The organism is Bradyrhizobium niftali (assembly GCF_004571025.1).
Taxonomy (GTDB): Bacteria; Pseudomonadota; Alphaproteobacteria; order Rhizobiales; family Xanthobacteraceae; genus Bradyrhizobium; species Bradyrhizobium niftali.
Genome location: NZ_SPQT01000021.1, coordinates 14,651 through 37,354, shown reverse-complemented (window position 1 = coordinate 37,354; position 22,704 = coordinate 14,651). Strand labels below are relative to the sequence as shown.

The following is a 22,704-nucleotide window of genomic DNA, read 5'->3' as shown; positions in this document are numbered from 1 at the left end:
ACGTTGTCCGATGTGCCTGCTTTGCGACGATGAGAAGGCCTACCAGGCCTACATGAACTATCTCGACAAGATGGAGCGGCAGGGCAAGGCTGCCGATCCCAATGTCGCCGTCAATGCCGTGCTCGACGAGATCGAGGCCGCCGCGAACGCCGCCGCCAAGAAAAAAGACGACCCGGCCAACGACAAAACCCTGTCTCCGTTCTTCTGCAGCCCGATCAATAAATGACCGATTTGACATCGCTGACGCTCGCCGAGGCCCGCAAGGGTCTCGCGGCCAAGACTTTCACGTCACTCGAGCTGACCGACGCGCATCTGTCCGCGATCGAAGCTGCGCGCGTGCTCAATGCCTTCGTGATGGAGACGCCCGATCGCGCGCGTGACATGGCGAAGGCCGTGGACGAGAAGATCGCCAGGGGTGAGGGCGGCCCGCTCGCCGGCATCCCGCTGGGCATCAAGGACCTGTTCGCGACCAAGGGCGTGCGCACCACGGCGTGCTCGAAGATCCTCGGCAATTTCGTGCCGACCTACGAGTCCACCATCACCTCGCAGCTCTGGCGCGACGGCGCGGTGATGCTCGGCAAGCTCAACAATGACGAGTTCGCGATGGGCTCGGCCAACGAGACCTCGTGCTTCGGTCCCGTCGGCAATCCGTGGCGGCGTGACGGCAGCAACACGACGCTGGTGCCGGGCGGCTCGTCCGGTGGTTCGGCCTCGGCCGTGGCGGCGCTGCTGTGCATGGGCGCGACCGCGACCGACACCGGCGGTTCGATCCGCCAGCCGGCGGCGTTCACCGCGACCGTCGGCATCAAGCCGACCTACGGTCGCTGCTCGCGCTGGGGCATCGTCGCCTTCGCCTCCTCGCTCGACCAGGCAGGTCCGATCGCACGCAGCGTGCGCGATAGCGCGATGCTGCTGCGCTCGATGGCCGGGCACGATCCGAAGGACACGACGTCGGTTGACATTGCCGTGCCGGACTATGAGGCCGCGATCGGCAAGTCCGTGAAGGGCATCAAGATCGGCATCCCCAAGGAATATCGTCTCGACGGCATGCCGGCCGAGATCGAGAAGCTGTGGAGCGAGGGCGCGGCCTGGCTGAAGGCGGCGGGCGCCGAGCTCGTCGAGGTGTCGCTGCCGCACACCAAATACGCGCTGCCGGCCTATTACATCGTGGCGCCGGCGGAGGCGTCCTCGAACCTCGCGCGCTATGACGGCGTGCGCTACGGCCTGCGCGAGCAGGGCAAAAACATTATCGAGCTGTACGAGAACACCCGCGCCGAAGGTTTTGGCGCCGAAGTGCGCCGCCGCGTCATGATCGGCACCTACGTGCTCTCGGCCGGCTATTACGATGCCTATTATCTCCGCGCCCAGAAGGTCCGCACGCTGATCAAGAAGGATTTCGAGGATTGCTTCGCCAAGGGCGTCAACGCGATCCTGACGCCGGCGACGCCGTCGGCGGCCTTCGGCATCGGCGAGAAGGGCGGCGCCGACCCGGTCGAGATGTATCTCAACGACATCTTCACGGTGACCGTGAACATGGCGGGCCTGCCCGGCATCGCCGTGCCCGCCGGCAAGGACGCGCAGGGCCTGCCGCTCGGCCTGCAATTGATCGGCCGTCCCTTCGACGAGGAGACGCTGTTCTCGCTCGGCGAGGTGATCGAGCAGGCCGCCGGCCGCTTCACGCCCGCGAGGTGGTGGTGAATGTCGCCGCGTTCATCGCGAGCCTCGACGGCGCAGCGCCGGCGCCGGACCTGAACGCGCCGCTCGCCGGTCTCTGGTGGGGGGCGAAGGGCGACTGGGACCGCGCGCACAAGATCGTCCAGGACGAGAGCAGCCACGAGGCCGCCTGGGTGCACGCCTATCTGCACCGCGTCGAAGGCGATCTCGGTAACGCCGGCTACTGGTACCGCCAGGCCGGCCAGCCAGCTGCAAAGGATTCGCTGGAAGCGGAGTGGGAGCGGATCGCAACGGCGCTGCTCGCAACGGGGCGCGCCTGAGCCTTCACAGGCTCGTGTTGGGCACTACGCCGGCGCGCCAGGCCGCGGCGTTGAGGTGGTCCGGCGCCGCCCTGCGCAGACGCGATGGGACCGCGACCTTTTGACCTGCGCGTGCCCGCTGGAGAACACGGCGGCGTTCGATCTCGGTGGCAACCAGCGGCTGCTTTGCCAGCCAGTCGAGATCGACGGAAGGCGGTGCAAAGCATGAGGAGAACGACGCGAGCTGTTCGAACCGCTCGAGCGCTGCAGCCACGAACCAGCCGACGACGTTGTCCCCGGGCGCAAGATGGTCGAACCGCGGACTTGCCGGCCAGAATGGTTCCAGGATGCGGCCTTTGCCGCCTTTGAGTACCTCCGCCGTGAACCGCAGTGCGTTGACGGCCATCGTGCGGTTGCCGATGTCCGAGGCGATGCGGGCGAGCGTCGAAAGGCGCGACAGCGAAGCTTGCTGCTGACAGAGCGCGCCGAGCGTATCGCAAGCGAACTTCAGCGCCGCGTAACGCTGGGGCCATGTGTGCTCCTGGGAGCGCCAGATCGCATAGCCGGCAAGAGCGTCGCGATAAATCGGGTCCTGAGCCGCGGCGCCGCCGGGCAGCGCATTGAAAATCGGTGCAAAGGATTGCGCCTTGAACTGCGCAAGCGCCCAGTCGCGTGCGGTGTCGTCGGGCTCCCACACCGGAATGGTCTCGATCAGGAAACCCTCGCCTGCGAGTGCTGCGGCGCGCTCGGGTTTGGCTGCGAACAGGTTGAGCTCGTAGGGATCGAGCGGTTCGCCGATCTTGACCGGTACCAGGACGGGGGCGCCGCCGAGGAGCCGGTAGATGCCGAAGCCCAGACTGGCGAACGCTGCCGGCAGGCCGTCATTGTGCTTCTCGCCGGCTTTGATCTCGAACATCACCAGGGGAGAGTGCTCGGAGAAAAATGCCTGCGCGCCGGCTAGAATGCGCTCTTCCTCTCCTTCCGCGTCGATCTTGACGAAGTCGATGGCGCCCCATTTCCTTGACTTCTGTTCGGCGTCGAGCGACGTGATCTGAACGTTTTCGCTGGGACCGCTGCCTTGCAGCGAGTTGAGCTCGCTGGAGCTGCCCAGCACCAGCTGACCCTCGCGCTCACCGTCGGACAGCGCGGCGGCGACGACATGCAGGTTGGTGGCCTCGTTCTTGGCCTTGCTGAGCGCGAGCAGGCGGCGCGGCTCGCTGGCTGGTTCATAGGCGAACACCTGGCCATGAGGCGCGAGCAGCCGCGCCATCGGCAGGCTGTAGACGCCGAGATTGGCCCCGATGTCGAGCACGGTCATGCCCGGCTTTAGCCAGCTTGCGAGAAACGCCGTCTCCTTCTCGAACCACGATTCCTGCTCGAGGATGACATAAGTGGTGATGGCGCCGAGCGTGGCCGGCACAACGATATGCGTCCCGTCAGTCATCCGGAGCGATAGCTCGCCCATCATGTCCCTCCCGCCTCGATCCATTTACGGTTGTCATGGCACGGATTGCATGCAGTTTCACGCCCAATTCGGCCGATCGGGGAGCGGGGGCCCAGGTTGCATCGCTTTCCGCGCCGGCTTAATTAGTTGGGCGTGGTAGCTCCCGCCCGGCCGGGGGCCGACCCGCATCCTCCAGCACAGAACGATATCTTCGCCATGAACGCTGACGCGACACCTCACAAACTGCTCAAAGGCTCAACCGGCGACTGGGAGATGGTCATCGGCATGGAGATCCATGCCCAGGTGACGTCGAACTCGAAGCTGTTCTCGGGTGCCTCCACCACGTTCGGCGGCGAGCCGAACAGCCACGTGTCGCTGGTGGACGCCGCGATGCCGGGCATGCTGCCCGTGATCAACGAGGAATGCGTCAGGCAGGCTGTCCGGACCGGGCTCGGTCTCAACGCAAAGATCAATCTGCGCTCGGTGTTCGACCGCAAGAACTATTTCTATCCGGACTCGCCGCAGGGCTATCAGATCAGCCAGTACAAGTCGCCGATCGTCGGCGAGGGCGAGGTCGTCGTCGAGCTGGATGGCGGCAAGACGGCCACCATCGGTATCGAGCGGCTGCATCTGGAACAGGATGCAGGCAAGCTGCTGCATGACCAGTCGCCGACCATGTCCTTTGTCGATCTCAACCGCTGCGGCGTGGCGCTGATGGAGATCGTCTCCAAGCCCGATATCCGCGATGCCGAGCAGGCCAAGGCCTATGTGACCAAGCTGCGCTCGATCCTGCGCTATCTCGGCACCTGCGACGGCGACATGGAGAAGGGATCCTTGCGCGCCGACGTCAACGTCTCCGTGCGCAAGCCCGGCGCGCCGCTCGGCACCCGCTGCGAGATCAAGAACATGAACTCGATCACCTTCATCGGCCAGGCGATCGAGTACGAGGCGCGGCGCCAGATCGAGATCCTCGAGGACGGCGGGCAGATCGACCAGGAAACGCGGCTCTACGACCCCAACAAGGGCGAGACGCGCTCGATGCGGTCGAAGGAAGAGGCGCATGACTACCGCTACTTCCCCGATCCCGATCTGCTGCCGCTGGAGTTCTCGCAAGACCTCGTCGACGAGCTGAAGGCGAAGCTGCCTGAGCTGCCGGACCAGAAGAAGACGCGCTTCGTCGCCGATTTCGGCCTGTCGGCCTACGACGCGAGCGTGCTGGTCGCCGAGCGCGAGAGCGCGGTGTTCTACGAGACCGTGCTCGACAAGCTCGGCAACCGCGCCCGCGACGGCAAGATGGCGGCGAACTGGGTGATCAACGAGCTGTTCGGCCGTCTCAACAAGGAAGGCCGGGATATTACGGGCGCTCCCGTCAGCGCCGAGCAGCTCTCAGGGATCATCGACCTGATCGGCGAGGGCACGATCTCCGGCAAGATCGCCAAGGATCTGTTCGAGATCGTCTGGCAGGAAGGCGGCGATCCCCGCGCGCTGGTGGAAAGCCGCGGCATGAAGCAGGTCACCGACCTCTCGGCGATCGAGAAGGTGGTCGACGACATCATCGCGGCCAATCCCGACAAGGCCGCGCAGGTCAAGGACAAGCCGCAGTCGCTCGGCTGGTTCGTCGGCCAGGTGATGAAGGCATCCGGCGGCAAGGCCAACCCGCAAAGCGTCAACGAGCTGCTCAAGTCCAAGCTCGGCGTCTAGCCTCACGCGTTCGGACGAGGTGACGGACACGCTTCGTCACCTCGCCTTCGGTTCGCGATGCGACGCTCGCGCGCGTCCTCGGCGGCAAACTTCATCCCGATCGATAGCTCCGCGGCGACCGAATCGCCGTCACGCGATTCGCGCAAAACGGCGGCTTGCACACGCTCCGACGAGCGCTCGCGCCGTTAAGCATGAAAATATTTTCGTTGCCAAAATCTCCGACTCAGAGTCCGCGAAACGCCTTCGCGAGGCGATCCCGCGCGTTGCGACACGCGTCGTCGCGCCGGTCATGCGCAATGCGTGAGTGCAGGAAAATACTTTCTGCATAGTGTTTTCTTGCAATCATTACTCTCGCAAACACCGATGATGCGCCCACTCTACGCGATCGCACGAACGCGTCATGCAGTGTGCTTGCGTCGCGCTGGCCAAGCGCACGCGCCTTGCTGCGTCAACACTTCTTTAAGCGAGAAGCTGTTTTTTTCGTCGTGTTGGTGTATTCGGGATGAGTGTGCATCTCGATCCCCGAGTGCACGCAGCGATTAAAGCCATCTCACACATCGGAGGGCAACATGGCCAAGAAAGCGAAGAAGGCGAAGAAGGCGAAGAGCGCAGTGAAGAAGACTGCGAAGAAGACCCGCAAGGTCGCGAAGAAGAAGAAGTAACTTCGACTTCTGAAGTTGCCGGCTGCTAGACAGCCGGCACGTCATCAGCGCCTCCTATAAGGTTCTGGTCGACGATAGAGGGTGTCGGCGAGACATCAGGTCAACGGTCGGATCGTTCTCTTCACGGTCCGGCAGAAGAAACGAGTTTTCTTCGTTCGGTGCGGGCTGATTCTTTCGGTTCTGCAATTTCACGAGTGGCCTCGCGGTCAAAGTGGAATCTGGTCCTGACGTGTTCGCCGACGCCCTCGTTCTCCTGAGGCCGGGGTATTGCCGGCATTCCTTTTCCCGACATTGCCGATCTGACCGCGACGTGGCCGCGCTGCCGCTGTGCATTGCCTTGGGGCAGGCGATGGCCGCGGTCTTGTCGTTGCGCGGCGTCCGTGCGCCGTTTCCCGATTTGCGGACCCATCGCCCGGTTCCGACCGGCGATCCAGGACGCCGCGGCTCTTGATAGATGACTGGCGTCTGCGGAGTACCGGGTCTCCCGCCTGCCGTTGGCTGAAGCTTCAGCGTCCCAGGACCGCAAGCCCCGGCGTGGCCGGGTCGCGGGTGACGACAAGGAGTGGCGGAATGTGCGCCGCAGCGCCCCGCCACCGCGCGCGATGGTTATCGTTGTCCGAAAATCCCAAGGTAAATCGAATCTGACGAATTGCAGAAGTGCCTGCAAAACGTAGGCTTTTTGCATTCTCCATGCGGGCGCCGGCGGCCCGCGTTTACGTCTGCTTCATCGCGATACTTAAACTGCCATTCAAATTTGCCCGCCATCATCGCCTCCAACAAGCCGGCAAACGGCATGGGGAGAGTTGAACGGCGCATGATCCCAGAAGGGATCACGCAAATCAGAGTTGGACGGGAGCCGCGCTCGGGGGAACGAGGCGGCATAAGAAAACAGGGGATGCGTTATGTTTCAGGGTACTTTCGATCTGGAGACCGCGACGCCGATCGACGCGAGCGCGCTGTCGGACGTGCTGTTCGAGCGCGGGATCTATTGGGCGAGCGGCCGCGCCGGCCTCGTCGATCTCGTCGCCGCGCACAAATGGTTCAACCTCGCCGCCCTGAAGGGCCGCAAGGACGCCGTGGCGCTGCGCCAGGAAGTCGCCGGGCAGATGTCGGACGCCGAGATTTCGGCCGCGCAGCGCGAGGCGAGGGCGTGGGTTTCCACCCACTGACCGGTTTGCTCCGCCGTAGGGAGCCGAACTGGCCGATTGGCGCGATGAGCGCCAAGGGCGCCCTCACGATGAGATTTGGACGGCAAACGAGGCCGGCGCTTCGCCGGCGCAATGCCGGCGCCACATTTCGTTGAAGGCGCTTTCGATGTGTCGGGTCATGCCGACGGTATCGAAGAGAGGCCAAGAGGCCCGATGCGCCGCCAGCTTGCTCTTGAGGGCGGTTCGAAGTTCAGCATCGTGAGCGATGCGAAGCGCCAGAACCTCATATTCGTCCAGCGATCGCGTCACCAGCTCGGGAAGGCCGACGGCGTTCAGGAGACTGGCTGCAACGCGTCCCGCAAAGGCGGTGCCGAGGCAGGTCAGGACCGGCAAGCCGGCCCAGAGGGCGTCGCTGGCCGTGGTATGGGCGTTGTAGGGCAACGTGTCGAGGAAGAGATCGGCGAGCCGGTGGCGCGCCAAGTGTTCGTAGGCAGGGACGGGTGGGGCGAACACGATCCTCTCGGCAGCGACGCCGCGCGCAACGGCTTCACGCCTCAGATTCTCCCTGGCGGTGGGGTCCCCATCGAGCAGCCACAGGACGCTGCCCGCGGTCCTGGTCAGCAGCCTCATCCAGACATCGAACAGCACGGGCGTGATCTTGGACGCTCTGTTGAACGCGCAGTAGACGAATGCGTCTTCCGGCAGACCGACCTCGCTCCGGGTCGGACCATTTGGCAGGAGCGGTCGCCTCGCGTCGGTCGCCTGATAGCTGTCGGGGAGATAAACCACCTTCTCGGCGTAATACTTCTGCTCTTCTTCAGGGATGACGATCCTGTCGGCAATGACGTAGTCGATATATGAGGCGCCCATCGTGCCGGGAAAGCCGAGATAGCTGACCTGGAGGGGAGCCGCACGGCACGCAAGGATTTTCGGCCGCGCACCGGTGGTGAAGCCTCCCAGGTCGACAAGAACATCAATGTCGAGCTGGCGTATCAGCTTGACCACGTCCTCGTCGGCGAGATCGCGGACATCTTCAAAGCGTTCGAACGCCGCCTGCAGGCGATTGCGCATTTCGCTGCGGTCATCCGGTCCGTAGGAGATGGCGCTGACCTCGAAGCGCTCGCGGTCGTGCTCCTCGAAAACTCCCGCCATCAAATTCGCGGTGGCGTGATTGCGATAATCGGCTGACAGATACGCGACCCGCAGCCGGGAAACCGGTGACGGCGCTCTGGGGATCGCGGCACCTCGTTCCGAAGCGACCTTGGCGACAAATGTCTTCGCACAGGTCAATTGATGTGCGGGAGACGACGAGGCATGAAAGAAGGTGAGAGGGTCGACCGCCACGCCGGATTCGACGGCCTCGTCCAGAGCGGCCTGTTCAACTTCGAAACTGCGCCAGTCGGCACGCTGCCGCCTGGAACCAACGAGCTTGCTCAATGCGAACGGGAACGCCTTGTCCAGCGCGACCGTTCTTTCGAGCGCTCCGATCGCTTCGTCGTGCCGACCCATCTGGGTAAGGACTTCAGACAAGAGGAAATGGTTCTGTGGATTCGACGGTCCGAGCTCGACGGCCCTTTGGTAGCTGTCATGCGCTTCGTCGAGGCGATCGAGCTGGTGAAGCGCACTACCTCGGTTTGCGAACGCTGCGCTCGACTGCGCGATCGCAATGGCGCGATCAAATTCCGCGATGGCATCGTGAAGCTCCTTCCGTGCCATCAGAATCGCACCGCGATTGAGATGCGCACCGGCGAAGTTCGGCGCCAGGGCAATCGCTTTCGCAAGCCAGTCGAGTGCATCGTCTGTCTTGTCCAATGCACGCAGCACGTTGGCATAGTTGAAGAGGACGTCGGGATTGCCGGGATCGACGCGGACAGCTTTCTTGAGCAATGGCTCGGCATCCGCGAAATTGCCGCGCTGTGCGTGCAACAGCCCAAGCATGTGGAGCGCGACGGGGTGCGTCCTGCTTCCCTTCAGGATCGCCGTGTAGGCCCGCTCCGCTTCCGACACGTTGCCCGCACGGTGCGCCGCAATTGCCTGGTCCAGAACAGTCGACGGATGGAGTGAGGAGGGGGCCGAAGCTCCCTTGTTGCGGCTGTGCTGCGACATGTGATTGGGTTTTCTGGACCCCGATGACGGGGCTGTGCTCTGGCGAAATGGTGCAAAAACTCTAGCCGCCTTCGCCGGAGAGAACAACGGCCGCGCCGCTCGCGCTTCGAGGCCGAAACTATCGCGCTCGGGCCGAGATTTCACGCATGACAATATCGATGCCGGCCAACCGGCGCGATGGCTAGCCCCTATGCGGGCGTGACGACGGCCCGCCGGCCCGGGACGTCAGCCAGTCCCGCCCGTCCTTCTTTCATCACGGCCAGAGCTTTCATGTGCAAAGAAACATGCTCGTCCCAATTCTGCCGCTTGCAGCCCGCCGCCGTGTCGGGCATACCCGGCGCGTTGGAGACGTGGCCGAGTGGCTGAAGGCGGCGGTTTGCTAAACCGTTATAGGCTTGTAAAGGCCTATCGAGGGTTCGAATCCCTCCGTCTCCGCCAGATGCATCCAATTGAAATGTCTTCCATTTTTCGCGGATTGGCCGCGCGCTCGGTTGCCCGGATGGGCTGAAGGGCGGAGCATCCCCGGCCTCGCCATCCCGCATGGTCCGCGGCGGCTGGTTTGCAGCTCGGCGAATCGCCGTAAGGGAGGGCCCGGAACCGTCAAATCCGGCTCTGCCGAGGTCCTCCCGGCCCAATGGACCATATCCCCTGCACCTTGCCTGAGAAAACATGGCGTCCGGCGTATGTTCAACCGAGCCGGCGTGAGGTACTTCACCGGTCTTTCGCTCGATTGGGCGGATATGGGCATGGTTTGGGTGCTGAGCGCGACGTCGATCCGTGGACGTAGTGGGACGCCGTGCGAGAGGTCTGTTCCCGTCGATGAAGAACATTGCAGCCATCTTCAATGAGGCGCTCTCGGCCCTCAATGCGCGCGATCTCAAGAAGGCCGAAGAGGGCTTCAGGCGGGTCATCAAGTCCGAGCCGTCGCATGTGCCTGCGCTCAACCTGCTGACCATCGTTCTCGTGAACACGAACCGGTTCGCCGAGGCCGAGCCATTCATCGCGCGCGCGGTCAAGCTCAATCAGGGATCGGATGTTTCCTTCTACAATTACGGGCTGATCGCGAAGCAGCTCGGCAAGCCCGCACTCGCGCACGAGCAATTCACCAGGGCCTTGCGGCTCAATCCAAATGTGCGCGAGAGCTGGAACAACCGCGGCGTAGCCTGCAACGATCTCGGCCAATACGAAGCGGCCATATCCGACTTCGACAGATCGATTGCCCTCGATCCGAACTACGCCGACGCTCATGCGAACAAGGGCAAGTCGCTGCTCGAACTCGGGCGCCACGCCGAGGCGTTGGCCGCCTATGAGCGGGTGCTCTCCGTCAGGCCCGAACTGGCGGAAGCCTGGCTCGGCCGCGGCACGGCGCTGGCTCGTGGCGGGCGCCGCGACGAGGCTCTTGCCGCCTACGACAGGGCACTCTCCATCAGGGGCGATCTGGCGGAGGGCTGGATCGGCAGGGGCAATGTCCTGTACGAGCTCAGGCGCTACGCGGATGCCGACGCGTCCTACGGCCGCGCACTCGGCATCGCCCCTGAATCGGCGGCCGCCTGGCTTGGCCGGGGCAACGTCAACGCGGATCTCAAGCGCTATGACGAAGCGCTCACGGCCTACGGCAAAGCCCTCGCGATCAAGCCGGATTCGATCCAAGCCGTGGTTGGCCGCGGCAACGTCTTCACGGCCCTCAAGCGCCACGACGATGCCCTCGCGCTCTACGACGCGGTGCTCTCGAGCAAAGCGAATTCGGCCGAAGCCTGGCTCGGCCGGGGCAATGTCTTCCTCGATCTGCGGCGTCACGATGATGCGCTCGCCGCCTACGACAAGGCGCTCTCCATCGCGCCGGACCGGGCGGAAGCCTGGCTGGGCCGAGGCAATGCTTTCGCCGACGTCAAGCGCTACGGGGAGGCGCTCGACGGCTACGACAAGGCGCTGTCCATCAGGTCCGACCTGGCAGAGGCCTGGTTCGGGCGAGGGAACATCTTCGCCGACCTTCGTCGCCACGACGACGCGTTCGCGGCCTTCGACAGGGCGTTCTCGCTCAATCGCGACCTGCCCGGGGTGGAAGGCGCGAGGCTCTATTCGAAGCTGAATTGCTGCGACTGGACTGAGATAGAGGCTGAAAGAACGCGCTTGATCGCATCCATTCGTGCGGGCGAGGGGGGCTGTCAGCCGTTTGCGCTGCTCTCGATTGCGGCATCGGCCGAGGACCAGCGACGAAGCGCCGATTTCTGGATCGAAAGGATGCTTGGTCTTGCCGCGCGCAAATCCGTCGACGCTGTTCCCGTTCAGGCCGACAAGATCCGCATCGGTTACCTGTCGGGGGATTTTCGCACCCATCCGGTCAGCTATCTGGCCGCAGGTCTTTTCGAGGCCCACGATCGCACCCGATTTGAAACGCATGGATTCTCGATCGGCCCGACCGACGACAGCGATCTGCGCGCGCGATTGGAGCGGAGCTTCGACCAGTTTACCGATCTCTTCGGGCGGAGCGACGATGAAATCATGGGCTGCATCAAGGCGGCCAAAATCGACATCCTCGTGGACCTGATGGGGCATACGCTCGGAGCACGGCTCGCTGTTCTCGCGCAGCGGCCAGCTCCAATTCTCGCAGGTTATCTCGGCTTTGCCGGCACCGTCGGCGGAGGATTGCTGGATTATGTGATCGCCGACGAGCGGGTCATTCCTGCCGAGGACCGCAAGCACTTTTCAGAGAAGGTCGCCTGGCTGCCGCATTGCTTCATGCCGCACGATGCCGAGGGACGCGCGATCTCGCATGCCGGGCTCGACAGGCGAGCGCAGGGATTGCCTGCCGAAGGCATCGTCTTCTGCGCTTTCAACAACGCCTACAAACTCAATCCTGCGACCTTTGGGAGCTGGATGCGCATCCTGAAGGAGGTCGACGGCTCCGTCGTCTGGCTTTCCGATCTCCAGGATGTCGCAAAATCCAATTTGCGGAGAGCGGCCGAGGCGAGCGGCATCGATCCCCAGCGCCTGGTCTTTGCGACGCGCGTTGCCTCGACGGCGGATCACCTGGCGCGTCACGGCCTGGCAGACCTGTTCCTGGACGCGCTGCCGTACAATGCCCACACCACCGCAGGCGACGCTCTCTGGGCCGGCCTGCCCGTGCTGACGCTGGCCGGAGAAACCTATGCAGGCCGGGTCGCAGCCAGCCTGCTGCATGCTCTCGGATTGGTCGAACTCATCACGCATTCTCGCGATGAATATGAGGAACGCGCGATTGAACTGGCGCTAGATCGCGAGAAGCTCCGCGGCATCAGGGAAACTCTGGCAAAGCGTCGTCATACGATGCCGCTGTTCGATACGTCTCTGCTCGCCCGAAACCTGGAACAAGCGTTTGAGGCCATGGTTCGGCGGTATCGCGCCGGATTGCCGCCCGATCACATCGAGGTGCCCTCGGTACGATCCGACTGATGGTTGGAACACCGGCCGATCGGTTGATCCGGATCCAGCCGCGAGCAGCCGATGCCGGGTTCTCGATACTCCCAGCCGTATTCCATGTGATTCCATGTGGCGATTCCGCGTTTTGCCTGAAGGAGCGGCCGCACAGATTCGGCGGGGATTCGCCCGCTCGATTCGAGTGGGACGGAGGCGCAGCAGCGCCATGGAGAGCGGTGCCCAAACCGGGGATTTTTCAAGGCGGCTGGAACCGGAGAAATTTCTCTATATTTTTCAGTCAGTTACGCGGTCGCGTCGATCACAACTGCGTGTTATTTGTGCAACACCCATCGGAAAACACGTGTTTGAGGCCCGGTCCGAAGCGTTCTTTTGTTGTGTGTGCAAAGACGTTCAGTAATTGTGAGCGAGCGACGGAGGGGGGCATCCCGAGGTCGTCCCGTTCTAGGTGGTTCGCTTAAGTCCCTCGCGTTTTCAGCGGGTGTGTCCGAAAGCGCGAAGCGGCTAAGCGGTGGTTACAAGGGACAAGGGAACCAACCTTAGGGTGTCGTCACCCAGCGGATCCGGAACCTTCCCTATAGAGCAAACTTGGAGGTTTAACATGAACTTTAAGAGCCTTTTGCTCGGTACGGCGGCGGGTCTGATCGCCGTTGGCGGAGCTCAGGCAGCCGATCTTCCCGTGAAGGCCAAGGCGGTCGAATACGTGAAGATCTGCTCCCTGTACGGAGCCGGTTTCTACTACATGCCGGGCACTGACACCTGCATCAAGTTCGGCGGCTATCTGCGCGCCGACATGCTGGGGAACACGAACAGCGACTACGGCATCGGCCAGGGCGCTCCCGGCGGTGGCAACAACCGTCTGGACAACTACTACCAGAGCCGCGCTCGTTTCGACTTCACCACCGATACGCGGACGGCGACCGAGTATGGCGTGGTGCGCACCTACGCCGATGTGATCTTCTCCTGGGATAGCCAGGCGACCACCGCCAGCAACCCGTCGGCGTTCTCGACCGGCTCGGCTACGCTCGGCCTCTACCATGCGTTCATCCAGTTCGCTGGCTTCACCTTCGGCCGCACGGTCTCGATCTTCGACGCACCGTGGCAGAGCTATCCGGCTGGTGGTCCCGACTTCCTTCCGGGCGGCAGCAACAACGTGACCGGTGTGAACCAGGTTGCGTACACGGCTGATTTCGGCCAGGGCATCACCGCTTCGGTGGCGTTGCAGGACCTGACGACCGCCGCTGGTGGCCAGTCGAACCTCTATAACGCCAGCATCACTGCTGGTGGTCTCAGTGGCTTCACCTCGGCTTCGGCTGCTGGCGCCGCCTTCATCCAGGGCATCTACGGCACCAACGATTGGGGTGGCACGCGTACGCCCGACATCGTCGGTCAGGTTCGCGTTGACCAGGCCTGGGGTCTCGCCCAGTTCTCGGTTGCCGCGCACGAACTCCACACGGCCTACTACGGCACGACGGAGCCGACCGGCCATCCCGACGACAAGTGGGGCTTTGCGGTGCAGGGTGCCTTGTCGATCAAGAACATCCCGACTGGTGCGGGTGACTCGATCAACTTGCAGGCCGTCTACACCGACGGTGCGACCCGCTACAACTTCCAGAGCCTGTTCCCGCAGAACATCTACATCTACGGTGGCAGCGGCATCGCCTATCAGAGCCTCGGCTTCGCCGGTATGGCTGATGGCGTGTTCGGCACTGGTACCGGGATCGACACGGTCAAGACCTGGGGCTTCCGCGGTGGTTACACCCACAACTGGTCCCCGAACTGGGCTTCGTCGATCTATGGTGCTTACGCTTCGCTTCGCTACGGCGACACGGGCAAGGCTCTGATCTGCGCCAACTTCGTCGCCGCCTTCGGCGCCGCCACTGCCACGTGTAACCCGGACTTCAACCTCGCGGTTGTCGGCGGCAACGTGGTCTGGACCCCGGTCAAGAACCTGGCCTTCACTGCCGACCTGAGCTACGTCTGGCTCGACCAGAAGTACTCGGGCACGATCCCGGCTGTTGCTGCCACGGGGAACGCCGCGGTTGCGAAGCCCGTCGCCACCTACGAGCTGAAGGACCAGGGCAACCTCCAGTTGCTCCTCCGCGCTCAGCGCAACTTCTAAGATCGGTCGTCTGACTGATCAGCGAACCCCGGCAGGAAACTGCCGGGGTTTTTCTTTGTGGGTCTCGCGGAGACCGTCTAAAAGGCAGATCGTTCGTCTGCGCGCGGTACGGGAGTTTCTGAGCGTGAATGTTTCGAGGATCCGGAGACGGGTGCTGAGCGTGCTGGGCGCGGCATCCATGGTCGCTGCGCTCACCCCGTTTTTCGCGCCGGCGGCTGCTGAACCCCTGGATCCCCGCTATCCCGTGTGCCTCCAGAAATGGGAGTGGGGCGGCGGCAACAGGATCTACTGCAGCTACCTGTCGTGGGAAGACTGCAGGGCTACCGCGATGGGGTTGTCGGCGATGTGCATGACCAACCCGTATTGGTCCCCGCCGGGTTCAGCCGGTCCGGCTCGCGCGCCCCGCGGCCGGTCCGCTCCGGCCGGGTGAGAATCGAAATCCTCTGCGGAATCGGGCCCCGCAGCTTCGGTGCGGTCTGACCGCCTCAACGAGAGCGATCAGACTATCACCTGGGTCCCTTCCACTCCTGGAAGGCGTAGGTTGGATTCAAACCGCAGGAATCGATTGTGCCCGAAGCAGTCGCCATACACTGGCTGTAGGTGGAAAACAGGCAGTTGCCGGGGTACCCCCAACGCCGTCCTTGCAGGCAATAACGATCCTGAATCCCGGTCGCCTGCGGCTGCGAGTAGTGGCGATTCTTGCCGTGGGCGGGCGAGCCGGCAACGACCAAGCCGGACAACGCCACGGCTGCGAACATGGGCACACCGACCACGCGGGACATGAGATCTCTCCGGGTTCGTGAGGGCTAACCAACTGCTGGTGGTCGTGCTCGTTCCAGCCGGGGCCGTCCGCCCCGTCACGACATTCTACCCCGAAGCTTTGTAGCATCGCTGCCACGGCTCAGGACCAAGCCGGGTCGATCCAGCCCCGCTATTCCACGCTGCCGGTGCCGCGGCGCAAATCGGCCTCGATCTGCAACCGCGTGCCGCCGCCGAAGCGGGCACGGTAGACCTGAAGGTTCTCCATGATCCGCTGCACGTAGTTGCGCGTCTCGGAGAATGGAATGAGCTCAACCCAGTCCACCGCATCGACCTTGGGATCGCGCGGATCGCCGTACCGGTCGACCCACTTCTTCACGCTGCCGCGGCCGGCATTGTAGGCGGCAAAGGTCATGATGTAGGAGCCGCGATAATCCTCGAGCAGTCCGCCGAGCTCGGCCGAGCCGAGCGTGGCGTTGTAGACCGAATCGTTCTTCAGCCGCCCGAGATCGTACGTCGCGCCGTGCCGCTTGCAGACATAGCGTGCGGCGTCCGGTGTCACCTGCATCAGCCCGTAAGCCTGCGCCGGCGAGACCACCGAGGGATTGAACGCGCTCTCCTGCCGCGCGATCGCATAGACGATGCTGCGCTCGACCTCGGGGCCGATCGGCGTGAACTGCGGGATGCCGTTGACGGGATAGGCGTAGAAGTCGAACGGCAGGCCGCGGTTGAGCGCGGCCTTGCCGAGCAGCAGCATGCCGCGCGCATCGCTGTGGCGCTGGGTCAGCTCGCCGAGGCCGGCCAGCGCCTCGGGATCTCCGTTCTCGCCCATGTCGGCGAGCATGGGCACCGCCATCTCGCGTTCGTCGAGCTCATAAAGCAGCTGCGCGGCGCGCACGATCTCCAGCCGTTCGGCGCCGCGGCCGCGCGGCTGGCTGTTGAGCTCGATCTGCGGCAGGCCGAGTTTCGCGCGTGCGAGCTGGCCGTAATAGCTCGTTGACTGCTCGGCCGCTCGCGCATAGGCATTGCGCGCCTCCTGCTGACGGCCCGCCGCTTCCGCGGCGCGGCCCTGCCAATAGCCGGCGCGCGCCAGCGTGGTCGGATTGACGCTGCCGACGCCGATGCGGGCAAAATGCTGGGTGGCGGTCGCGGGATCGTTGAGGAAGCGCAGCGCGATCCAGCCGGCCGTGAACTCCTGCTCGGTCTTGTAGATGTCGCGCGAGGGCAGCGCCGCGTCGCGCGCGATCAGATAGGCGCTGCGGAATTCCTCGGTGTCGATCATCTTGCGCGCGAGCAGGCGCCGCTCGATCCACCATTCGTCGAGATTGTAGAGCCGGTTCGGATCCTTCGGCGCCGACAGCATGAGCTGGGCCGCTTCCGCAAACTTCTCCTCGCGGCGCAGGAGCTGGATCTTGCTGAAGATGAAGCCGGGATCGTTGTGCAGCTCGCGCGGCACCGCGTCGAGCAAGGCGTGCGCGTTCGGCGCCTTCTTGACGGCGGCGATGCGGGCCTTGGCGAGCGCGACATAGCCGGCGCCGAGACGTTTTGCGGCGCGCAGCGCGGCCTCGTTCTCGCTGCCGTAGAGCAGGGTGTCCATCCGCGCTTTCTGGTCGCCCGGCGTCAGCAGGGCGCCGAACTGGTCGAGCGCGTTGTTCTCGGTGTCCTCCGACATCGGATCGCTGCGCCAGGCCTCGCGCACCAGCCGCTCGGCATTGGCGCGGTCGCCGCGCGCCAGCATCGCCTTGGCGAGCGTGAAGCGGCCCTTGGCGGACACTGGGGATTCGTTCTCGAACCACGACCACGCAACTGCATCGTCGCGCCTGTCGTCCCACATCGCAGCCTCGAGCCGGCGGCGCAGGAAGGTCTGCGACGGCCAGCTTGGATTGGCGGAGAGGAAGGCGCGGTAGCGTTCCACGGTCGCGCCGTTGTCCTCGCTGCGCAGGATGATCCATTCGGCGAGCTTTCGCGCGACGGGATCCGAGATCGAGGCAGCGTAATTGGTGGCGTCGGCCGCCTTGCGCTTGCGCACGAGGTCGATGACGTTCTCGAGCGTGTCCTTGTCGGCTTGCGACGTCGAGGAGGTCGCAGCGACCGCGGCCGGCGTGACCGGCTTGCGCGGCGTCGCGTGCTGGCGGGTCGCGGGAGCCAGCACGGGAGCTGCGATCGGTTTGGCGGCCGGAGCGGCGGCAGGTCTGACGATGGCCGTTGCGGCCGGCGCGGGGGCGGCCTTGGGGGCTGAGCCGTTGGCGGTCGGCTGCGATTTCGGCGCGGGCGCCGCTGCCGCGGGCTTGGGCTTGTCCTTGGCGGGTTCCTTGCCAGTATCCTTGCCGGCATTCTGGGCGGGTTTCTTCGCGCCATCCTTGGCCGGGGCGCCGGCCGCCCCCTTGCTCGCGGCCTTCGGTGCGTCCTTGCCGGTTCCCTTGGCTGTTTCCTTGGCTGTGTCCTTGGCCGATCCTTTGCCGGATCCCTTCGTGGCGTCCTTGGCGGCTGGCTTCGCGGTGTCCTTGGCGCCTTCGGCAGGTGTCTCATTGGACTTGGCCCGGGCGGCGCAGCCGACCGACAGGCCCGCCATCAGGCACACGACCAGGCCGGTGGATCGCCATGTGGCACGAGGAAATGAGGTCACGGCGTTTCGTCGCCCCGAATCAGTCAAGTGGCTCAAGATCTAGCTGAATTTGATTGAATATGCGGACAAAATACCAACAGCCGCTTACCGCGGGCGGGTTTGCACCATCACCGCGGCAAAATCGCGGCCTAAACGGTGCGTCGCACGGGAGCGGCCCTTTTACCGGCGGGATAGACCCGATATGAATGGGGCTTGCTCTCAAAACTCGCCGCGTACGGAGGAAGTCCATGGCAGCCAAGACGAAATTCCGGGGGTCGTTCACCGCCTTGGTCACGCCGTTCAAGAACGGTTCGCTCGACGAGGCGGCGTTCCGCTCTCTGGTCGACTGGCAGATTTCCGAGGGCACCAACGGCCTGGTCCCGGTCGGCACGACAGGCGAGAGCCCGACGCTCAGCCATGACGAGCACAAGAAGGTCGTCGAGTGGTGCATCGAGGAGGCCAAGGGCCGCGTGCCGGTCGTTGCCGGTGCCGGCTCCAACTCGACCAAGGAGGCGATCGAGCTGGCCCAGCACGCCGAGAAGGCGGGCGCGGACGCCGTGCTGGTGGTGACGCCCTACTACAACAAGCCGACCCAGGAAGGGATGTACCAGCACTTCAAGGCGATCAACGATGCGATCGGGATTCCGATCATCATCTACAACATCCCGCCGCGCTCGGTGATCGACATGTCGGTCGACACCATGAAGCGGCTGTGGGAGCTGAAGAACATCGCCGGCGTCAAGGACGCTACCGCCAGCATGGTCCGCGTGTCGCAGCAGCGTGCGGCGATGGGCGAGGATTTCAACCAGCTCTCGGGCGAGGACGCGACCATCCTCGGCTACATGGCCCATGGCGGCCATGGCTGCATCTCGGTGACCTCGAACGTCGCGCCGCGGCTGTGCTCGGAGTTCCACACCGCCTGGCAGAAGGGCGATCATGCCACCGCGCTGAAGCTGCACGACAAGCTGATGCCGCTGCACAACAACCTCTTCATCGAGAGCAATCCGGCGCCGATCAAGTACGCGATGTCGCTGCTCGGCAAGCTCGACGAGACGCTGCGGCTGCCGATGGTGCCGGTGTCCGAGCCGACGCGCGTTGCCGTGCGCAGCGCCATGGTGCACGCCGGCCTGATCAACTGACGCGGTAGCCTTTCCGGGGAGCCTTTCATGAGCGGGGTCGACGAAACGGGCAGGCGGATGCTCAAGGAGTTCCGCGAGTTCGCCATGAAGGGCAACGTCGTCGATCTCGCGGTCGGCGTCATCATCGGCGCGGCTTTCGGCGCCATCGTGACTTCCTTGGTCGGCGACGTGATCATGCCCTTGATCGGCGCCGTCACCGGCGGTCTCGACTTCTCGAACTACTTCACCCCCTTGTCGAAGGCGGTCACCGCCACCAACTTAGCAGACGCTAAAAAGCAAGGCGCGGTCTTGGCTTGGGGCAGCTTCCTCACGCTGACGATCAACTTCATCATCATTGCCTTCGTGCTGTTCCTGGTGATCCGCGCCATCAACACGCTGAAGCGCAAGGAGGAGGCGGCACCGGCCGCTCCGCCGAAGCCGTCGGCCGAGGTCGAGCTGCTGACCGAGATCCGCGATCTCCTCAAGAAGTCTTGACGCGCACGCTTCACCCAAACTGTTAGCGTCCGCGCGTATCTCACTCGGGTTTTTTTGCCATGGCCGACAAGAACGAACGACCAATCAAGGTCATGGCGGAAAATCGCAAGGCCCGCTTCAACTATGCGATCGAGGATACGATCGAGGCGGGCATTGCGCTGACCGGCACCGAGGTCAAGTCGATCCGCAACGGCAAGAGCACGATCGCGGAATCCTACGCCGACTCGAAGAACGGCGAGATCTGGCTGATCAACGCCACCATTCCCGAATATCTCCAGGGCAACCGCTTCAACCACGAGCCCAAGCGGCCGCGAAAGCTGCTGCTCCATCGCCGGCAGATCAACAAGCTGATCGGCGCGGTGGACCGCGAGGGCATGACGCTGATCCCGCTCAAGCTCTACTTCAACGAGCGCGGTCGGGCCAAACTGCAGCTGGCGGTTGCGAAAGGCAAGAAGCTGCACGACAAGCGCGAGACCGAGAAGAAGCGCGACTGGAGCCGGGAGAAGGGCCGCCTGCTCAGGGCGAGGGGATAGCGGGATGAATCAGAAGAACCTGCTCGAGGTCGACTGGAGCAAGATTCCGGCGCCGGCCGATGATGGCGGCGCGGCGCATCTGCCGGGCATGACGCTGCCCGCGATCGGCCTGCTCGCGACCGACGACACGTCAGTGATGCTGTCGGCGCTGTCCGGCCGTACCGTGGTGTTCGCCTATCCGCGCACCGGCGAGCCCGGCAAGATCTCGCTGGTCGACGATTGGGACATGATCCCGGGCGCGCGCGGTTGCACGCCGCAGACCTGTGCGTTTCGCGACCTGTTCGCCGAGCTGAAGGCTGCCGGCGCCGCTCAAGTGTTCGGCCTCTCGACCCAGAGCAACGCATACCAGACCGAGATGGCCTCGCGCCTGCATCTGCCGTTTCCGGTGCTGTCGGACGAGAAGCTGGCGCTGACGCGCGCCCTCAAACTGCCGACCATGGAGGTCGCAGGCCTGACGCTGATCAAGCGCCTCGCGCTGATCATCGACGACGCCAAGGTCTCGCATGTGTTCTATCCGGTGTTTCCGCCCGACCGGAACGCCGGCGATGTCCTGGACTGGCTGAAGGCCAATCCCGTCAAAGGCTAGTCCGAGGGCTAGTCCAGGTCGGCCTTCACCTTCGCGAACACGGACCGGAACATGTCCGGCGTCAGCACGCCGGTGTTCGTGTTGTAGCGCGAGCAGTGATAGCTGTCGTAGAGCCTGAACGCGCCGGCCTGATGCACCGCGCCGTGGCCGAAGGGGGCTTGCGAGGCCTTCAGGTTCAGCGGCTTGAGCACCGTGTCGTGAGCAATGCGACCAAGCGCGACGATCGCGCGCAGCTTCGGCATCGCCGCGAGATTCGCCGCGAGGAACTGGCGGCAGGTGTTGATCTCGACCGGCAGCGGCTTGTTCTGCGGCGGAACGCAATGCACGGCATTGGCGATGCGGCAGTCGACCAGCTTCAGCCCGTCATCGGGGCGCGCCTGGTAGGTGCCTTTGGCAAAGCCGTATTCGAGCAGCGTGGCGTAGAGCAGGTCGCCGGCATAGTCGCCGGTGAAGGGCCGGCCGGTGCGGTTGGCGCCCTGCATGCCCGGCGCGAGGCCAACGATCAGGAGACGCGCCTTGATGTCACCGAAGGGCGCGACCGGCGCGTTGTGCCAGGACGGCTCGCGCGCGCGGTTCGCCTCGCGAAAGGCGACCAGGCGCGGACAGAGCGGACAGTCACGGTCGGGGACGAGGGTGGGGGGCTGGCGGCCTGACCGGGCCGCCTCACTCCTCAAAGTCGTCATCGCCCCTCGGCGCCATCGTGGTCGCGCGCTGGAGGAACTGCGGGGCGTGGTGGCGGGCCTCGCGATCGCCGCGATCGCGCGGGGCGGGGCGTTCGGACGGGTCGCGACCGAGCTTGGACTGCAGCTCGACGAGGTCGGTGAAGACGTCGGCCTGGCGGCGCAGCTCGTCGGCGATCATCGGCGGCTGGCTGGCGATGGTCGAGACCACCGTGACCCGCACGCCGCGGCGCTGGACGGCCTCGACCAGGGAGCGGAAGTCGCCGTCACCGGAGAACAGCACCATCTGGTCGATGTGCTCGGCGAGCTCCATGGCGTCCACGGCGAGCTCGATGTCCATGTTGCCCTTGACCTTGCGGCGGCCGGAGGCGTCGATGAACTCCTTGGTCGCCTTGGTGACGACGGTGTAGCCGTTGTAGTCCAGCCAGTCGATCAGCGGGCGGATCGAGGAGTATTCCTGATCCTCGATGATGGCGGTGTAATAGAACGCCCGCAACAGCGTCCCGCGGCTCTGAAACTCCTTCAGCAGGCGCTTGTAGTCGATGTCGAAGCCCAGAGTTTTCGCCGTCGCGTAGAGATTGGCCCCGTCGATGAAGAGCGCGATCTTGTTGGTAGGAGAAGGTGACATTCAGTTTGCTCGCGAAGTGCTCGTGATTGATCGTTTATTGTTGGCGCTGCAGCAGGCCGCGCAGTTCTAGAGTGCCGCCGAAACCCGTCGAAACCGCAAATCCGGAGAAGTCGGGGCAATCAAGGTATAGTTATGGCGAACTCTCAAACACCCGGGGCCGCCCTCAATGGCAGCCCGGGAAATCGCCCATCCCAGCCCCAATGTGGGGGTAGCAGAGCCATTTGGCGAGGCCAAATTACAAATTGGCCTTGCGAAATTGTCTTGGTCCCTATAACTAGCCCCAATCATCCACATATTTCGTCCCACCCACAACGGAGCGACAGTCCATGGCTCGCGTCACCGTAGAAGATTGCATCGACAAGGTCGATAACCGGTTTGACCTGGTCCTGCTGGCCGCCCACCGTGCCCGCATGATTTCGTCGGGTTCACAACTAACGGTTGACCGCGATAACGACAAGAACCCTGTTGTGTCTCTGCGTGAAATTGCGGACCAGACCATCTCTCCGGAGGACCTCCGCGAGGAGCTGGTGCACTCGCTCCAGAAGTTCGTCGAGGTCGACGAGCCTGAGCCCGACACGGTGCCGCTGATCGGTTCCGCCGGCGCCAGCGTCGATGCGGACGATACCGAAGTTGCCGTTGAGCGCATGACCGAAGAGGAGCTCCTGAAGGGCCTCGAAGGCCTCGCGCCGCCGGAAGAGCAGCCCGAGGAAGACGAGTAAATCGTCCCGTC

The 22,704-nt window shown here is 64.0% G+C and carries 19 protein-coding genes and 1 tRNA gene; 14 read left to right on the top strand and 6 right to left on the bottom strand.

Annotated features, from left to right (window positions below; translation table 11 throughout):
- Positions 1-10 precede the first annotated feature (10 nt).
- From E4K65_RS30195 to E4K65_RS30185, 3 genes are read left to right on the top strand one after another with little or no spacing between them, the layout of a single operon-like run.
- Positions 11-226: a hypothetical protein gene (locus tag E4K65_RS30195; protein WP_135177227.1), complete on the top strand. Its 216-nt coding sequence runs from the start codon at positions 11-13 to the stop codon at positions 224-226.
- Entirely contained in the window at positions 223-1,698 is a 1,476-nt protein-coding gene (gatA, locus tag E4K65_RS30190) for an Asp-tRNA(Asn)/Glu-tRNA(Gln) amidotransferase subunit GatA (RefSeq protein WP_135177226.1), read from the top strand. Before E4K65_RS30195 ends, gatA begins: the two co-directional genes overlap by 4 nt.
- A complete protein-coding gene (locus E4K65_RS30185) occupies positions 1,689-1,994 on the top strand; it encodes a hypothetical protein (RefSeq protein ID WP_135177225.1) in 306 nt (101 codons plus the stop codon). The genes gatA and E4K65_RS30185 overlap by 10 nt, the downstream gene beginning before the upstream one ends.
- Before the next feature lie 4 nt (positions 1,995-1,998).
- Here E4K65_RS30185 and E4K65_RS30180 read toward each other — a convergent pair whose 3' ends face one another.
- Positions 1,999-3,438, bottom strand: coding sequence for an FkbM family methyltransferase (locus E4K65_RS30180; protein WP_167771266.1), 1,440 nt, complete (start codon positions 3,436-3,438; stop codon positions 1,999-2,001).
- A 195-nt stretch (positions 3,439-3,633) separates the two neighbouring features.
- Between E4K65_RS30180 and gatB the strand changes: the two genes are divergently transcribed.
- Positions 3,634-5,118 carry an Asp-tRNA(Asn)/Glu-tRNA(Gln) amidotransferase subunit GatB gene (gatB, locus tag E4K65_RS30175; RefSeq protein WP_135177223.1) on the top strand — a complete coding sequence of 495 codons (1,485 nt, stop codon included), beginning with the start codon at positions 3,634-3,636 and terminating at the stop codon, positions 5,116-5,118.
- Between the two features lie 1,564 nt (positions 5,119-6,682).
- On the top strand, positions 6,683-6,949 hold the full coding sequence (locus tag E4K65_RS30155; RefSeq protein WP_027547175.1) for a hypothetical protein: 267 nt from the start codon (positions 6,683-6,685) through the stop codon (positions 6,947-6,949).
- Positions 6,950-7,012: 63 nt separating this feature from the next.
- On the opposite strand, the gene E4K65_RS50060 is transcribed toward E4K65_RS30155, so the two are convergent.
- Positions 7,013-9,034 (bottom strand): O-linked N-acetylglucosamine transferase, SPINDLY family protein, encoded by a 2,022-nt coding sequence (locus E4K65_RS50060; RefSeq protein ID WP_135177221.1) that lies wholly within the window; start codon positions 9,032-9,034, stop codon positions 7,013-7,015.
- Between the two features lie 344 nt (positions 9,035-9,378).
- On the opposite strand from E4K65_RS50060, the gene E4K65_RS30145 reads away from it, so the two are divergent.
- From E4K65_RS30145 to E4K65_RS30130, 4 genes are all read left to right on the top strand, one after another.
- Positions 9,379-9,472 (top strand) — tRNA-Ser (locus E4K65_RS30145).
- Between the two features lie 381 nt (positions 9,473-9,853).
- Positions 9,854-12,466 (top strand): tetratricopeptide repeat protein, encoded by a 2,613-nt coding sequence (locus tag E4K65_RS30140; protein ID WP_135177220.1) that lies wholly within the window; start codon positions 9,854-9,856, stop codon positions 12,464-12,466.
- 583 nt (positions 12,467-13,049) lie between these two features.
- Positions 13,050-14,570: a porin gene (locus tag E4K65_RS30135; protein ID WP_135177219.1), complete on the top strand. Its 1,521-nt coding sequence runs from the start codon at positions 13,050-13,052 to the stop codon at positions 14,568-14,570.
- Positions 14,571-14,694: 124 nt separating this feature from the next.
- Positions 14,695-15,000, top strand: a complete 306-nt coding sequence (locus tag E4K65_RS30130; RefSeq protein WP_347340977.1) for a DUF3551 domain-containing protein — start codon at positions 14,695-14,697, stop codon at positions 14,998-15,000.
- A 76-nt stretch (positions 15,001-15,076) separates the two neighbouring features.
- Here the strand turns inward: E4K65_RS30130 and E4K65_RS30125 are convergent, their stop codons facing one another.
- Both E4K65_RS30125 and E4K65_RS30120 read right to left on the bottom strand, forming a co-directional pair.
- Positions 15,077-15,352 carry a DUF3551 domain-containing protein gene (locus E4K65_RS30125; RefSeq protein ID WP_209312097.1) on the bottom strand — a complete coding sequence of 92 codons (276 nt, stop codon included), beginning with the start codon at positions 15,350-15,352 and terminating at the stop codon, positions 15,077-15,079.
- 149 nt (positions 15,353-15,501) lie between these two features.
- The gene (locus E4K65_RS30120) at positions 15,502-17,901 is read right to left on the bottom strand and encodes a lytic transglycosylase domain-containing protein (RefSeq protein WP_167771282.1); all 2,400 of its coding nucleotides are present in this window, start codon (positions 17,899-17,901) and stop codon (positions 15,502-15,504) included.
- Between the two features lie 281 nt (positions 17,902-18,182).
- On the opposite strand from E4K65_RS30120, the gene dapA reads away from it, so the two are divergent.
- The 4 genes from dapA to E4K65_RS30100 are packed head-to-tail and all read left to right on the top strand — an operon-like array spanning position 18,183 to position 20,666.
- Positions 18,183-19,073, top strand: coding sequence for a 4-hydroxy-tetrahydrodipicolinate synthase (dapA, locus tag E4K65_RS30115; RefSeq protein WP_167771265.1), 891 nt, complete (start codon positions 18,183-18,185; stop codon positions 19,071-19,073).
- 57 nt (positions 19,074-19,130) lie between these two features.
- Complete coding sequence (mscL, locus tag E4K65_RS30110; RefSeq protein WP_027547170.1) at positions 19,131-19,547, top strand: large conductance mechanosensitive channel protein MscL; 417 nt, start codon at positions 19,131-19,133, stop codon at positions 19,545-19,547.
- Between the two features lie 59 nt (positions 19,548-19,606).
- On the top strand, positions 19,607-20,080 hold the full coding sequence (smpB, locus tag E4K65_RS30105) for an SsrA-binding protein SmpB (protein ID WP_011087830.1): 474 nt from the start codon (positions 19,607-19,609) through the stop codon (positions 20,078-20,080).
- Positions 20,081-20,084: 4 nt separating this feature from the next.
- Positions 20,085-20,666, top strand: coding sequence for a peroxiredoxin (locus tag E4K65_RS30100; protein WP_135177215.1), 582 nt, complete (start codon positions 20,085-20,087; stop codon positions 20,664-20,666).
- Positions 20,667-20,674: 8 nt separating this feature from the next.
- On the opposite strand, the gene E4K65_RS30095 is transcribed toward E4K65_RS30100, so the two are convergent.
- Both E4K65_RS30095 and E4K65_RS30090 read right to left on the bottom strand, forming a co-directional pair.
- Complete coding sequence (locus tag E4K65_RS30095; protein WP_135177214.1) at positions 20,675-21,349, bottom strand: uracil-DNA glycosylase; 675 nt, start codon at positions 21,347-21,349, stop codon at positions 20,675-20,677.
- A complete protein-coding gene (locus E4K65_RS30090; protein WP_092193220.1) occupies positions 21,330-21,974 on the bottom strand; it encodes a LabA-like NYN domain-containing protein in 645 nt (214 codons plus the stop codon). Before E4K65_RS30090 ends, E4K65_RS30095 begins: the two co-directional genes overlap by 20 nt.
- Before the next feature lie 326 nt (positions 21,975-22,300).
- Here E4K65_RS30090 and rpoZ point away from each other — a divergent pair, with 326 nt between their 5' ends.
- On the top strand, positions 22,301-22,693 hold the full coding sequence (gene rpoZ / locus E4K65_RS30085) for a DNA-directed RNA polymerase subunit omega (protein WP_027522935.1): 393 nt from the start codon (positions 22,301-22,303) through the stop codon (positions 22,691-22,693).
- Positions 22,694-22,704 lie beyond the last annotated feature (11 nt).